This is a genomic window from Streptomyces halobius (assembly GCF_023277745.1).
GTDB lineage: Bacteria > Actinomycetota > Actinomycetes > Streptomycetales > Streptomycetaceae > Streptomyces > Streptomyces halobius.
The window spans coordinates 1,237,531-1,251,154 of sequence record NZ_CP086322.1; the positions used below are offsets into that span (position 1 = coordinate 1,237,531).

Annotated in this window: 13 protein-coding genes and 3 pseudogenes; 8 read left to right on the forward strand and 8 right to left on the reverse strand. The window is 68.6% G+C overall.

Annotation, left to right across the window (positions count from 1 at the left end; translation table 11 throughout):
* Positions 1-76: 76 nt before the first annotated feature.
* Positions 77-1,609 (reverse strand): serine/threonine-protein kinase, encoded by a 1,533-nt coding sequence (locus K9S39_RS05960; RefSeq protein WP_248862311.1) that lies wholly within the window; start codon positions 1,607-1,609, stop codon positions 77-79.
* 103 nt (positions 1,610-1,712) lie between these two features.
* Entirely contained in the window at positions 1,713-1,850 is a 138-nt protein-coding gene (locus tag K9S39_RS05965) for a hypothetical protein (protein WP_248862312.1), read from the reverse strand.
* Between the two features lie 240 nt (positions 1,851-2,090).
* On the opposite strand from K9S39_RS05965, the gene K9S39_RS05970 reads away from it, so the two are divergent.
* From K9S39_RS05970 to K9S39_RS05985, 4 genes and pseudogenes are all read left to right on the forward strand, one after another.
* Positions 2,091-2,456: a hypothetical protein gene (locus K9S39_RS05970; RefSeq protein WP_248862313.1), complete on the forward strand. Its 366-nt coding sequence runs from the start codon at positions 2,091-2,093 to the stop codon at positions 2,454-2,456.
* Positions 2,453-3,121 (forward strand): annotated as a pseudogene (locus K9S39_RS05975) (nucleotidyl transferase AbiEii/AbiGii toxin family protein). The gene K9S39_RS05970 and the pseudogene K9S39_RS05975 overlap by 4 nt, the downstream one beginning before the upstream one ends.
* A 138-nt stretch (positions 3,122-3,259) precedes the next feature.
* A pseudogene (ku, locus tag K9S39_RS05980) lies at positions 3,260-4,006 on the forward strand (non-homologous end joining protein Ku); the annotation flags it as partial.
* Positions 4,007-4,466: 460 nt separating this feature from the next.
* Complete coding sequence (locus tag K9S39_RS05985; protein ID WP_248862314.1) at positions 4,467-5,300, forward strand: RNA polymerase sigma factor; 834 nt, start codon at positions 4,467-4,469, stop codon at positions 5,298-5,300.
* Positions 5,301-5,472: 172 nt separating this feature from the next.
* Here the strand turns inward: K9S39_RS05985 and K9S39_RS42785 are convergent, their stop codons facing one another.
* Positions 5,473-5,679, reverse strand: a complete 207-nt coding sequence (locus K9S39_RS42785; RefSeq protein ID WP_406707874.1) for a hypothetical protein — start codon at positions 5,677-5,679, stop codon at positions 5,473-5,475.
* Positions 5,676-7,067 carry an IS4 family transposase gene (locus K9S39_RS05995; RefSeq protein WP_406707875.1) on the reverse strand — a complete coding sequence of 464 codons (1,392 nt, stop codon included), beginning with the start codon at positions 7,065-7,067 and terminating at the stop codon, positions 5,676-5,678. The genes K9S39_RS42785 and K9S39_RS05995 overlap by 4 nt, the downstream gene beginning before the upstream one ends.
* Positions 7,068-7,188: 121 nt before the next feature.
* Here K9S39_RS05995 and K9S39_RS42790 point away from each other — a divergent pair, with 121 nt between their 5' ends.
* From K9S39_RS42790 to K9S39_RS06005, 3 genes and pseudogenes are all read left to right on the forward strand, one after another.
* Positions 7,189-7,485: an integrase core domain-containing protein gene (locus tag K9S39_RS42790; protein WP_406708125.1), complete on the forward strand. Its 297-nt coding sequence runs from the start codon at positions 7,189-7,191 to the stop codon at positions 7,483-7,485.
* A gap of 22 nt (positions 7,486-7,507) precedes the next feature.
* Complete coding sequence (locus tag K9S39_RS06000) at positions 7,508-7,924, forward strand: hypothetical protein (protein ID WP_406707876.1); 417 nt, start codon at positions 7,508-7,510, stop codon at positions 7,922-7,924.
* 23 nt (positions 7,925-7,947) lie between these two features.
* Positions 7,948-8,850, forward strand: a pseudogene (locus K9S39_RS06005) (IS701 family transposase); the annotation flags it as partial.
* 208 nt (positions 8,851-9,058) lie between these two features.
* On the opposite strand, the gene K9S39_RS06010 reads toward K9S39_RS06005, so the two are convergent.
* Positions 9,059-10,339: an IS701 family transposase gene (locus K9S39_RS06010; protein ID WP_248862315.1), complete on the reverse strand. Its 1,281-nt coding sequence runs from the start codon at positions 10,337-10,339 to the stop codon at positions 9,059-9,061.
* Between the two features lie 210 nt (positions 10,340-10,549).
* Between K9S39_RS06010 and K9S39_RS06015 the strand changes: the two genes are divergently transcribed.
* On the forward strand, positions 10,550-11,248 hold the full coding sequence (locus K9S39_RS06015; RefSeq protein ID WP_248862316.1) for a hypothetical protein: 699 nt from the start codon (positions 10,550-10,552) through the stop codon (positions 11,246-11,248).
* A gap of 154 nt (positions 11,249-11,402) precedes the next feature.
* On the opposite strand, the gene pqqE is transcribed toward K9S39_RS06015, so the two are convergent.
* Genes pqqE through pqqC form a run of 3 tightly spaced genes read right to left on the reverse strand, consistent with a single transcriptional unit; the run spans position 11,403 to position 13,575 of the window.
* Positions 11,403-12,554: a pyrroloquinoline quinone biosynthesis protein PqqE gene (gene pqqE, locus K9S39_RS06020; RefSeq protein WP_248862317.1), complete on the reverse strand. Its 1,152-nt coding sequence runs from the start codon at positions 12,552-12,554 to the stop codon at positions 11,403-11,405.
* Positions 12,551-12,862 carry a pyrroloquinoline quinone biosynthesis peptide chaperone PqqD gene (gene pqqD, locus K9S39_RS06025; protein WP_406707877.1) on the reverse strand — a complete coding sequence of 104 codons (312 nt, stop codon included), beginning with the start codon at positions 12,860-12,862 and terminating at the stop codon, positions 12,551-12,553. The genes pqqE and pqqD overlap by 4 nt, the downstream gene beginning before the upstream one ends.
* Entirely contained in the window at positions 12,859-13,575 is a 717-nt protein-coding gene (gene pqqC, locus K9S39_RS06030) for a pyrroloquinoline-quinone synthase PqqC (protein WP_248868604.1), read from the reverse strand. The genes pqqD and pqqC overlap by 4 nt, the downstream gene beginning before the upstream one ends.
* Positions 13,576-13,624: the final 49 nt, after the last annotated feature.

Sequence of the window (13,624 nt, forward strand, 5' to 3'; positions counted from 1 at the left end):
ATTCGCTTGGTTCCGACGTGATCCGACTGGCGCCATCGAGCCCTGCAATGGATGGCCCCTCTGCCCCCTCGGACGCTCATTCACCCCAGGCTTCGGCGTCGCTCTTACCGTGACCGTATCGGGCGAGGGCTTCTCTCAGCGCGGCCCGCTGCTGGTCCGTCATCGGCCCGAGGACACAGACAGGGACCATCTTATTGCGGACGAGTGCCGCTCCCAGGAACGGCCACCCTGCCGTATGGTCTACAGCCAAGCGCCAATTACCCTTCGTGAACTTGACGTGGAGTCCGGCGCTGCACCGATAGAGGCCGCCCGTGTCCTTTCCGACGACGTCGTCGATGGCGAACGTCTGTATCTGGTCCCATCGGTATTCACGCCGGTCGGGGCCGTGGGTGGTCCTGATGCCCGGCGGCCCGATCTGCAGGGACCAGGCAGTCTTGTTGAACCTCACGACGAGAAGGGATAGGAGCGCAAAAACTCCGATGAGGCCGAACACCGCACTCCACAACTCGTCAGGCACCGTGATGAAGAAGCCCACGAGCGCCACAGCCAACGCGGCCGTCGAGCACTTGACCAAGATGACTGGTCGACTGTTGGCGTAGGCAGACAGGGGCTCTTTTCCCGTCCATGAGATGGTGAACGGGCCGTTCGAGCCGGACGGTTGCTGCGTTCCGTCCAGCGGGAGCGTACCTGGTGGAGGCGGCTGCACCGCCGTGGTCTGCCGGTCCGAATGTGGGGGGACCCTGCTCGGCTCGGCGGTTGTGGGGATGCGGTCGAGTTGTCTCAGTGCCTGGGAAAGGCTGGCCGCATTCGGGTACCGCTTGTCGGGGTCTTTGTGCAGCAGGGTGAGCACGAGGTCGTCCCAGGCGGATGGGACGCTCGTGGAGACCGAGCTGGGGGCGGGTGGCTCCTGGGTGAGGTGTGCCGAGAGGTAGCCCACGGTGTCGGGAGCCTGGAACGGAAGCCGGCCTGTAATCAGCTCATAGAGGAGGCAGCCGAGCGCGTACAGGTCGCTGCGCGGTTCCGGGAAGCCACGTGCCTGTTCGGGGGCCATGTACGGGGGTGTGCCCAGGATGAAGCCGGTCTGGGTGAGGCGGTCCGCGGTCGCGTAGGGGTCGGCCGCCCGCGCGACGCCGAAATCGAGGACCTTCACGGCCCCGGACGGCGTGATGAGGATGTTGGAGGGCTTGATGTCCCGGTGCATGACTCCGGCCTCGTGCGCGTCGGCCAGGGCGTCACATATCTGCGCGCCCCAACGGGCCGCGTCCGGCAGGGTGACAGCGCCGCGGGGGCGCAGCTTCGTGTCCAGGCCCTCGCCTCGGACCAGCTCCATCACCAGAAACGGAACCCTGTTGTCCGCCGTGCCGGTCTCACCGAGGTCGTGGATGGTCACGATATTGGGGTGCTGCAGCTGGGCGGTGATCCGTGCCTCGCGAAGGAACCGGTCGCGTGCCTCGTCGCCGCGGCTTCCGCTGCCGGTAAGCAGGGAGATCACCTTGACTGCGACGGGTCGACCCAGTGTCTCGTCCTGCGCCTCCCATACGTGCCCCATTCCGCCCTCGCCGATCTGTCGCACCAACCGGTAACGGCCCCCGAGGAGCTGGTCTCGCACTGTCCGCCTCCCCCGTTTCGATCAACTCCGCCTACCGCCGGCGAACCGGCACCCCGGGATCATGACGCGACCGCGAGCGCAGCGCACGATACGCAGTACCGTGTCAAACGGCAGAGGTGTTCGCCAAGAAGGCCCGAGCGTCCAGAATCTCCGCCTCACCGACCACCCGGTCGTCGATACGGAACCGCTCCTGTCGCTGCTCCTTGTCGCGCCGCGGCTTCCTCACCTTGAACCGTCCCATCGCGGGTCCCCCTCCATATGTGGTCGGCCCAGCCTCAGACAGGCGACGGCAACGGCACAAGAGCGCCTCGCGCCATCCCGCCCGCCTCCGGCGCGGTACCACCGCGAGTGCTACGGGCACCGCGTGATGGCCACCGCGCTGGCCAGGTCGGTCCTACGTGTGAGCCACCTGAGCCGACGCGAGCACAGCGGATACGGCCCACCGGTACCCGCCAGCACCTCGGCAGGGGATAATCGCTCCATGGCCTCGCAGTCCTCCCCCACCGCCGCACCGTCCGCCACGGACGTGCTGCGCCAGCGGTACGCCGACCGCCTGCCTGCCTCCCTCGACGACCTCACCGGCCCTACCCACGGCCGCGTCGAGCTGCCGCTGCACATCGCCTGGTCCGGCCTGCGCACCTACAACCTGGACCAGCCACGCCAGCGCATGAGCTACTACCGCACCGCACTGGCCGAAGGGCAGCGCGACGACCTGACCGCGCTGCTCAACAAAGGCATGCTGGTCTCGCTGTGGCCAGTGCTGCGCACGCTGGTCAGCCGGCACATCCGAGAGGTGTGGGAAGCGGCCTTCCCCGCTCTGGCCAGCAGGACCTCCGCAGCCGCGTGAACCTCAGCGCACTCCACCGCCGGCTCCTGGCCGACGTCCTCGCCATCGGCACCCCCTACCCCCTGGTCATCACCGGCGGCTACGCCGTACAGGCCCACGGACTGGTCAACCGCCTCAGCCAGGACCTCGACGTCGCCACCGAGAACCCCGCACCCATGGCCGACATCGCCCGCACCCTCCAGCAGGGCCTGTCCCAGCGAGGCTGGCACGTCACGGTGATCAGCACCGACCCGCTCTCCGCCCGCCTCGTCGCCACCGACGCCGACGGCGCAGCCTGCGAAGTCGACATCCTCAAGGAAAACCTGTGGTCGCCGCCACGCGAAACCGACTACGGCCCGGTCCTCGCACTCGACGACGTCATCGGCACCAAGGTCCGAGCCCTGGCCGACCGCGGCGCCGTCCGCGACCTCATCGACGTCCAAGCCGCCGCCGAACACCGAACCCACCCGGAACTCGAACAGCTCGGCCAGCGCCACGGACGCGACGACTTCCGCCTCGACGACCTGCGCGACCGTCTGGCCAGGCGCCGAGTGGTACGACGACGAGGAATTCACCGCCTACGGCCTCACCGATGACGCCATCACCGAACTCAGAACTGGGCCCAGCAATGGGCCAGCGACCTCGACGAACGGCTGGCACGAGAAACCGGCGAGTACGAAAACTGACCCGCCCGACCGGCGCGGCCGGCGGCTGGTCGGCACCCACGCCGCCAGCTGCAGCATGCGTCTGCCGCCCGGACCAGGCGGGGGCGAGGACAAGTGGTTCGAGGTGCGATCAGCCAGTGCGGGCGGTGCGATGGGATCATGGCGCAGACCATCGCAAAGCGGACGATCACCTGGGGCCTGGTGACCATCCCGGTGACTGTGCATGCCGCGACCGCCCCGCATCCCGTCCCGCTCCACCAGGTCCACACACGGTGCGGCGGCGGCCGGATCCGGCTGCGACGCGTCTGCGAACGAGAGGGCGTCGACGTCCCCTACGACCAGGTAGCCCGAGGCTTCGACGCCGGCGACGGGCGCGTTGTGGTGCTATCCGAGGAGGACCTCGCCGACCTTCCGCTGCCGACTTCACCCCGCGCTATCGAGGTACTCGCCTTCGTGGCAGCGGATCGGATCGACCCTCTGCTGCTGCATAAGCCCTACTACCTCGGCAGCGACCCCGCCACGGCGCGTCCGTACGCCCTCCTTCGCGACGCCATGCACGAGAGCGGCCTGGCCGCCGTCGTCAGGGTGGCCTTGCGCAACCGTGACTCCCTCGCCCTGCTCCAGGCGCGCGGCGAGACCATCGCGATGCAGACGCTTCTTTGGCCTGACGAACTGCGGAGCAGCGAGGACATCACCGTGCCGCGCACGGAGCCGCCGCGTCGCCAGGAGCTGCAGATGGCCCGCACCCTGATGGACACCGTCAGCGAGGACTTCCGCCTGGAAGACGAGCACGACGTCTACCGGGCCGCCCTCGAACAGGTCGTCGCCGCCCGCCTCGAAGGGCTTGAGCCACCGCACGCACCCGCTCCGGTCGAAGGCGGGCCCATAGACCTGATGGCTGCCCTGGAGGAGTCCGTACGGGCCGCGCGGTCACGCCGCGGGAGCGAACAAGTAGGCACCCGGGAGACGGAACAGCCCGACTGGGCCCGAGGTCACCGGCGACTCGCTGACCGGTATGTTGTCGTCGACCAAGGGCGCCGCGCACCTCGTGGTGACGCTGCTGGTCCAGGACCACACAGCCGATGCTGTGCACGCCGGAGCAACAGGCGCAGCTGGACGCGAACGCGACCGCGCCGTAAAGCCTGACCGGCATCGCGTTCAGCCACCAGCACGGCGTGGTCCTCGCCGACCTGCCCCATCACCGGATCGTGTGCCAGCTGGGACAACGGAGGTCGCGGCGTACGTCCTGCCGTGATGCGCGCCGCCTGCCGGTCGGCCCTGGCCGGTCACACCGTCCGGGGCGGGAGCGTCTAAGTCACTGAAAGATGTGGCGGGCCGGGCACGGATGAGGGAGAGCAGGACAGTCGTGAAGCGTGCGGGAACAGGTGAGACGGCCGAGGACGTGACGGCGGCCGTGGGCGGCGACCGGGCGGCTTTGGAGCGGGTGGTCCGTGCGGTGCAGCCGGAAGTGTTCCGGCTGGCCGTGCGGTTCTTCGGTGATCCCCGTGATGCCGAGGACGCGGCCCAGGAGGCGCTGATCCAGGTGGTCACCCGGCTGGACCGGTTCCGGGCCGAGAGCGCCTTCTCCACCTGGGTGTACCGGGTGGCGACCAACAAGTTTCTGTCCATCGCCCGTACCCGGGGCGAGCGGCAGGCACTGAGCTTCACCGATTTCGACACCGAGCTCTCCCGCCTGCCACAGTCCCCTCTGGCGACACCGCATCCTGACGTCGAGGAGCAGCTGCTGATCGAGGAGGTCAAGGTCGGCTGCACGCTCGCGATGCTGCTCTGCCTGGATCGTGAGCACCGGATGACCTACATCCTCGGCGAGATCATGGAACTGGACCATGCGACCGCGGCGGAGATTCTCGGCATCACGCCGGCCGCGTACCGCAAGCGTCTGCAGCGTGCCCGGGAGCGGATCACCCACCTGATGCGCGCTCGGTGCGGGCTGTTCGACAGGGCCAACGCCTGCCGCTGCCGGAAGCGGGTGAACACGGCGGTCGGCCGCGGCTGTGTGGACCCCCATGACCTCGTGTTCGCCACCTCGGCGCAGCAGGCCCGGGAGTTTCCCGAAGTACTCACCGAGATCCGCCGCCTGGAGCACGCCGAACGCGCCGGTGCGATCTACCGATCGCACCCGGAAGCACGCTCCCACGTCGACCTGGCCGGCTTCGTCGACGGCCTGTTCCCCGCCTAATGGGAGCTACGGGGCCGGGGAATGCTCGGTTCCGTAGCCGCCAGCAGGTGAGCACTATCGCCGCCGGAAGCAGTCGAGTTCTGGTGTCAGACCGTGCCCCTGCTGGTGGTCGGGAGGCCAGACCGCTGATGGGGTGGCGTGCCCGCCCCGCGGGGCGTGAGCACTGGATCCATTAGGCCGCGCGCCGTGCCTTCCGCAGGCTACGACGCGCAACGAGAACACACTTGGGGAGGGTTTGTTGCTGCTGATCGGTGACGACTGGGCCGAAGACCACCACGACGTCGAGCTCCAGGACGAGGCCGGCCGCAAGCTGGCCACCGCGAACCTGCCCGAAGGAGTCGCCGGCATCGCCAGGCTCCACGAACTCATCGCCCGTCACGGCGGTGAGCTGGATCCTGGGGGAACCGCGATGTCCACGGAAGCGATGTCCTGGCTGACAGCGGGGCGGGGGTCGGCCGGGTTGCCGGGGTAGCGCGTCATAGGGCACTTCACCTTTCGGGCGCTGACGCGCGGGCGCCGGGCCGGAAGCAGGGCTGCGAGTACAGCTCGGCCGATCCGGCCGGAGTGCCCGATGCCGTCGTTCGCGGACAGAATGCCTCGCGCCGCGGTGAGCTGGTCCCGCGCCGCTTCGAGAGCCACGGTGAAGCTCGCGCGGTCGGGGTCGACGCCCGGGACGGACTCGGCCGCCTCGACCATGGCCCTGCGGAGAACCTGGTAGAACGCCAGGACCGCCCACAGTTCCTGCTCCAGCCCGGAGGGGTCGCAAGAACGCAGGACCCGCCCGCGCAGAAGCGTGTGCCGCAACGAGTAGAAGGCCGATTCGATCTCCCACCGCTCATGGTAGAGCTGCACGAGTACGGACGCGGGGTCGCTGCCGGGTTCGAGGAGTGTGGTGACCAGACGGTAACGGTCGTGCACGCGATCGCCGTTGCGCAAGGTCACGGTGATGTCCGCCTCGATGACCCGGAGCCTGAGCCCGCCCAGCAGGGTGAGATAGGAGCCGTCGGCGAGGACCTCCAGGACGACGGGCTTGCGGTGCGGGCCAAGACGGGCCAGCAGCTGAGCGCCGCTGCGGGCGACGGCCGCGTAGAAATTGTTCCCGTCAAAGCCCCGGTCGGCCAGCAGGAGCATCTTCGGCGACAAGAGATGCATGAGCTCGGCGGCATGAGTCGGCTCACCGACACCGGTGGGGCCGAAGACCGCCCCGAGCAGGCCCCGCGTACCGGTCTCGACCAGGGCCGTCAACCGCAGGGCCGGATAACCCGAAATGCCCCACCGATGCTTGGACTTACTGAACAGACTTCGAATCCGTGGCTGGTCAGGGGCCTTGAGCGAGCTGCAGCCGTCGAAAACGACCGTGCGCCAGGAACGGTAACAGGTGCCCCTCGTGGCCGGTCGGGCGAGCGGTCCGGACACCGCCTCGAACAGCGCCTTCAAGGGTGCCGGCCCCAGACGGCGGCGCAGATCACGCAGTGCCTTCTCCGACGGCCGGTGCAGAGCCAGCCCGTCGAGGCCGGCGACGAGCTTGTCCCATACGCGTGCGTATCCCAGCGCCGGATACATCGCCAGGGCCAACAGGAAGTAGATGCCGACCCGTGACGGGAGATGCCGCAGACGACGATGGCCCGTACGGGTCTCCTCCAAGACGGCGTCGGCCAGCTCGAACGGCACATGCTGGGTCAGCTCGCCAAGGTGTCCGGGCGCGAAGGAACCAGCCGCGCAGGTGATGGTTTCGGTGAACGTGGTGGTGGCACACTGATCGGGCAACGGGACCTCTCGGGCAGGAAGACCTTGGACGGCTTCTCTGCCTAACGAAGGTCCCGTTGTCACGTCCGCAGCCTCACCAGCCGCCGATTTGACGATGCCGCATCTCGCTTAACTACGCGGCATTGCCGACTACCCCGAACGATTCGACTCCCTGGCCCACGCCCGCGAATGGTTCGACGCCTTCATCTCCTACTACAACCACGAACACCGGCACTCGGGCATCGGATGGCACACGCCAGCCAGCGTCCACTTCGGCACCGCCGAGGAGGCCCGCGACCAAAGAGCCGTCACCCTGGCCGCGGCATACACCCGCCACCCCGAACGCTTCGGCCGCCGCCCCACACCACCCGAAATACCCCAGCAGGCGTGGATCAACGACCCCGCCAAACGCAGGGAACCCACACCACAGATCTCATAGCATCACAAACGTCTCACTGGACTTGAAATCTTCCGCCACGATGCTCACCGATCCGGCCCTGACCGGCATGCCACGGCCCGCCTTCGAACACCTCGTCACAGCCTCGGAGCCGTACTGGGATGCCCTGGCCGAGGCGGCCTTCCAACGGCGCTTCCACCGCCCGCGCAGCTACCTCCACCCGCAATCCAGCAGCCTGGACCACTACCACCGCCTCCTGGCAGCCCTCTTACGCCGCCGCCGAGCGATCACCAGCACCTTCCTGGCCCAACTGCTGGGAGTCGGCCGCACCAACCTGTCCAACCAGTTCCAGGACGGCCACCGACTCCTGGACCTGCACCGCGTAGTCGTCACACCGCTCCCCGGACCACCCGCCCGCACCGTGGAACAGATCCGAGCCCGCTTGACTCCCGACGAAGACCACCGAGCAGACCAACCCTGACAGTTATTCAGATACAAGTCCCGGGCAAGGTCGCCAACTGCCAGGCAGGCGTGTCACTTCATCTCGCCTCTGACCATGCCTCGGCCGCGGTCGACTGGCGCCTGTTCCTGCCGCGGACGTGGGACCCAGCCTCGCCGGAGGCCGATCCCGCCAAGGTCGCCCGGCGCGCGCGGTGCGGCATCCCCGATGACGTCGGGCATGTCGAGAAGTGGCAGCTCGCCCTGGACATGATCGACGAGACACGGTCCTGGGGCCTGGAAATCCCCCTCGCCGTCGCGGACGGCGGATACGGGGACACCGCCGCCTTCCGGCTCGGGCTTGAGGAACGCGGCCTGCACTACGTGGTGGGTATCTCCACCACGGTTACTGCCCAGCCGGGCGATGCAACACCGCACACTCCGCCCTACAACGGGACCGGACGCCCACCGGTGGCGAAGTATCCCGAGGCAGCCAGGAAGGTGAAACAGCTGGTCATCGACGCCGGACGTGTGGCGGCCAGACCTGTCCAGTGGCGTGAGGGATCCCGGCCCGGCACCGGCCGAAGCGGCCTCAAACGCATGTACTCCCGGTTCACGGCTCTGCGAATCCGGCCCGCCGGACGCGAGATCCGCCGCACCACACAGGGGCCCGAGCTGCCCGTGTGCTGGCTGCTGGCCGAATGGCCCGCGAAGGAGGCCGAGCCGGTCCAGTTCTGGCTCTCGAACCTGCCCGCCGACACCCCGCTGACCACACTCGTGCGGCTGGCGAAGATCAGATGGCGGATCGAGCACGACTACCGGGAGATGAAACAGGCCCTGGGGCTTGCCCACTTCGAAGGCCGCACCTGGAACGGCTGGCACCACCACGTCACCCTCGTCTCCGCCGCCCACGCCTTCTGCACCCTCCAGCGACTGGCCAGAGCCCCAAAAGAAACGGCGCCGGCCTGAGCCTCTACCAGGTAGTCCGCGAGTTACAGACGCTCCTCGCGGTCTGGGCCGGCGCCTGCCCCACCTGTCACCGCGACATACTCACAGCCACACCAACCTGACCAAGCCCTACTAGTAGGACTCCGTTAGGTCTGTCTCGATCTTGGTGTCATGTGTGTCCTGGTGGGCAGGCGTTGTTGGCAGGTGGTGCAGATGCCGGTCCAGCACCTCAAGACGTCCTGGAGGGCGTCGAGTACTTGGTAGAGGGTGAGACCGGCGTGGGCACTTTTGGGGCCAGGCGCTGTTCGGTGAGGAAGGCGTGGGCGGCGGTGACGAGGGTGACGTGGTGGTGCCAGCCGGGCCAGGAACGGCCTTCGAAGTGGTCCAGGCCCAGGCCGTGCTTGAGTTCGCGGTAGTCGTGCTCGATGCGCCAGCGGACCTTGGCCAGGCGGACCAGGTCAGCGATGGGTGTGTGCGCCGGTAGGCTGGACAGCCAGTAATTTGTGGGTTCCTCGCTGTCTTCGGGCCATTCGATCAGCAGCCAGCAGTCGGGCAGGATTCCGTCCCACCAGCCCTGTTCGGCTGAGGCGGCGGCTCGGATGGGGCGTTCGACTGCCTTGCCGGCCGGGCGTACACGCACGGCGGCGAAGCGGGAACGTAACTCCCCTCGCGAGCCTTGCCGCCACGTCACGGGGGTGAAGGCATCCGGCCCAAGGCCTGAGGCGAGAGCTGCCACGGACGGTGCGGGTTCCCGGTATCGGGGCTGGGGCCGGCAGCCGACGGTCCCGTTGCGGCGTGGGGTCACGGGTTTCGCGTCGAAGGGGCGGGCGGTCACATCAGCGCGGACGGCCAGCACGTAGGCGAGTTGGCGGTCGGACAGAGCCGCCCGCAGGTGCGCGTTGGTGCCGTAGGCGGCGTCGGCCACCACGACTGGTGGTGTCATGCCCCAGGTGGCGAGCGTGTCGAGCATGTCCAGAGCCAGGCGCCATTTCTCGCGGTGTGTGACCTCGGGCGGGATGCGGGTCCTGGCCCGCCGATCGGTGTCCCAAGCCCACTCCTTGGGCAGGAACAGGCGCCATTGCAGCGGGCAGGAGGCGGTGTCGGTTGCGGCATGGACGCTGACCGCGACCTGGCAGTTCGCCCGTTTCCCCAACGCTCCGCAGTACTGCGGAGCCACCCCGACCGACATCCGGCCGTCCTTGGGCACCGACACGTCGTCGATCACCCAGGCGGTCGGGCCGATCAGTGGCAGCATCCGCTCGGCGATCCGCCGCTGCACCGGCACGGGATCCCACGTGGACTGGTTCACGAACTGCTGCAGGTTCTGCTCGTTGCCGTCCGGCAGCCGCAAAGCCATGGCCTGGACGGACTTGCGGCGACCCTCCAGCATCAGACCCCGCAGATAGCAGTCGCCCTTGGCCCGCTGGTCCTTGCGCGGTACTGAGGCGAACACATCCTCCACGAACAACGCCAACTTCGCCCGAACCCGGTTCACTTCAAGTGCATCCACACACCCAACATGCTCCTGATCTAGCACAACAGGAAGACCTAACGGAGTCCTACTAGGGGCTGTCCGGTGAATCACCCACGACCCACCGGACAGCCCCTAGTGGATCACCGCGGTCCCGGCCAGGCTGATGCATGTGGCGCTCACGGAGATGAGTGCCACGAACGCCACACTCAGAACCGCTGTGCAGCAGCGGGCATACGAGGGGATCCCATGTCCTGGAACACGCCCACCGGCACCGAAGCCACCGCCCATGGCGATGCCGCCAACGCCAACGCCGGTGCCTCCGCGTCCCGTTCCGTCTTCCGGCGTGTGCGCCGGATCGCCGCGGCTTCGCTGATCGCCGTCGCCGCGCTCTCGCTCACCGCCTGTCAGAGCGGTGAGGACGGCGCCAAGGCGACCAAGGTCTCGTCGAGCCCGGACTCCACGGACATGGGCTCGTCGTCCGGCGGTGAGACGGTGACGCCGGGCGAGAACGGGGGCTCGGACGGCGGCAAGCAGTCGGACGCCGGTACGGAGGGCAGCACGGGCGGCGGCTCGGCATCGAACACCGGGAAGGGCGGCGCCGGTGCGGGATCCGGCTCGGCGACCGGTTCCGGTTCCGCACACAAAGGGAAGGGCGTGAACGGCACGTTCAACGGCGTCCTCAACTACCTGGCGCCCGGCAAGCTGACGGTGTCCCCGAAGTCCGGGGCCGAGCAGGCGTTCTTCGTCAGTGAGGAGACGAAAACCCTGGGTGCCGCCGGAATCTGCGCGTCCAACGGCAATGTCACGGTGGACGACAACGGCTACGGAACCTCACCGTGCACCGAGGCACAGCTGGAGAAGGCGGCCAAGATGAACTCCGTCGAGGTCCGCGTCACCCTCCAGGGCGGCATCGCCACGAAGATCGTGGAGCACTACCACCAGTGACCGTTCGGAGCGTTCGCTCCGCCGAGCACCGCTCACCGAGCCGCTCACGGCTCGCACCCGAGCAGCCGCCGTCGCGGACTTCCCCGGCCGCGACGGCAGCCCCATACCTACCGCCGTGCTCCCTCAGCCCACGTACTCGACCAGGGATTCCGTGTCAGGTTGTTCGGTCATGCGGTCGCCGCCTCGGTGCGGCGAGTGGCCTGCGAGGGTGTCCGAGTCCCCCCGGCGCCCGTTCGGACGGGGCGTCCACCAGGTCGCGTACGAGGGCGTGCTCCGGGGACAGCCGGCAGGCCGGGTCGGTGGCCGTGGCATCGCCGGTGAGCGCGTACGCCTGGCAGCGGCAGCCGCCGAAGTCCCTCTCACGCAGCTCACAGCTGCGGCACGGATCGCGCATCCAGTCCGTGCCCCGGTAGCGGTTGAAGGCCCGGGAGTGGTCCCAGATCCATGCCAGCCGATGGTCACGGACATTGGGCGCATCGAGGCCGGGAATCGAGGCGGCCGCCGGGCAGGGGAGGGTCGTGCCATCGGGAGTGATGGTGAGCGAGAGGGCGCCCCAACCGCCCATACAGGGCTTGGCGTTGCCCTCGAAGTAGTCGGGGACGACCCAGATCAACTCGATCCGTCCCTCGGTCCGGCCGGCGAGCTCGGCGCGTCGTCGCTGTACGGTCCGCTGCGCGCGGGTGAGCTGTTCGCGGGACGGCAGCAGGGCGGCGCGGTTGTACAGTGCCCACCCGTAGAACTGGGTGTTGGCGAGTTCGATGCGGTCCGCGCCCCAGGCCGGTCCGAGATCGATGAGGTCGTCCAGCGCGTCGAGGTTGTGGCGGTGCAGTACGACGTTGAGTCCGAGCGGCAGCCCGGCATCCCGTACCAGGGCGGCGGCCCGCTCCTTGTCGGCGAAGGAGCGGCGCCCGGCGATCAGGTCGTTGGCGCCCGGGTCGGCGTGCTGGACGGACAGCTGCACACTGCGCAGACCGGCGTCGACGAGCCGGCCGAGCCGGGCCCGGCTGAGACCGACGCCGCTGGTGATGAGCTGGGTGTGGATGCCTGCGCCGTCGGCGGCCGCGACGATCGCCGCCACGTCGGGGCGAAGGAGGGGTTCACCGCCGGAGAGATGCGCGCTGACCACCCCTAGGTCGGCGGCCTGACGCAGTGCGTCCGTCCACTGGGTGGTCGTCAACTCCGCTGATTTGCGGGCCAGTTCGAGCGGGTTGGAGCAGTAGGGGCAGTGCAGTGGGCAGCCGTGGGTGAGTTCGGCGAGGAGGGCCCAGGGGCGGGGTGGTGCGGTGGCCGGCCGGGCCGCCGTCATCGCAGCCAGCCTTCCTCCCGGATCCGGGCGAGGAATTCCGGCACCTCGTCCGCCACCGGCGCACCCGGATACCGGCACATCAACTCCGCGACGATGTCCGATACTTCGCGCTGCCCGTCACACAGACGCAGCACGGTGCCGGCATTGCCCACGAGCACCACGACACGTTCCGGCAGAAGCAGCAGGTCGGTGTCGCGCACCCGGTCGTAGCGCAGGTGGACGGCGGGGGCGAGGGCGGGGCACCAGCGCGATGGAGCCATGTCCTTGAAGGAGGGAGCCGCGTCCTTGGCGGTCGGCCTGCCGTTCACGTCCGCTCCCCTCGCTCGACCGCGTCCAGCAGGGACCACAGCACATCGCACTTGAAGGCGAGCGCGGCGACCGCCGATTCCTGCTCCTCCTCGGTGCGCGCCCAGTCCAGGACCAGCGCGAGCGCCTCCTTGCTGTCCCGCCGGCCCTGGTTCTGCCGACCACGGAAGTAGGCGAGGCCCTCGGCGTCGATCCAGCGGTAGTGCTTTTCGAACGCGTCGATCCGGGTGCGCATGATGTCGGGTGCGGACAGTTCGGTGAGCGAGGCGGCGACCGCCTCCAGAGGCGAGCGCAGCCGGCAGAAGTTGACATAGCCGTCGACGGCGAGCCGTACACCGGGCAGCACGCCCGCCTCGTCCATCAGCAGCGACCGGCCGAGTCCGGCCGCCTCGCCGAGCCGCAGCCAGCGCTCGATGCCGCCCTCGCCCTCCTCCCGCCCGTCGTGGTCCTGGATCCGGCGCAGCCACATCCGGCGCAGCTCCGGCGTGGGCAGCTTCGCGGTGATCAGGGCGTCCTTGATGGGGATATGGCGCTGGTAGTGGAACCGGTTACGGATCCAGAGGCGCAGTTCCCATGGGGTCAACTCTCCCTTGTGCATACGGATGTTGAAGGGGTGGCGGTCGTGGTAGCGGTCGCGCGCCACGGCCCGCAGCCGCTCCTCGAACGGTGGGCTTGACGAGGTATCCGTCCGCGGGCTTGACGAGGTTTTCGTCAGCTGGTTCGAAGTGGTTTTCGTCCGCGGGCTTGAAGAGGTATGCGTCAGC

Bases quoted from the DNA above. Each gene is read 5' to 3' on its own strand.
- K9S39_RS05965 (WP_248862312.1), bottom strand. From the start codon at position 1,850: ATGGGACGGTTCAAGGTGAGGAAGCCGCGGCGCGACAAGGAGCAGCGA.
- K9S39_RS05970 (WP_248862313.1), top strand. From the start codon at position 2,091: ATGGCCTCGCAGTCCTCCCCCACCGCCGCACCGTCCGCCACGGACGTG.
- K9S39_RS06015 (WP_248862316.1), top strand. From the start codon at position 10,550: ATGTCCTGGAACACGCCCACCGGCACCGAAGCCACCGCCCATGGCGAT.
- pqqE (WP_248862317.1), bottom strand. From the start codon at position 12,554: ATGACGGCGGCCCGGCCGGCCACCGCACCACCCCGCCCCTGGGCCCTC.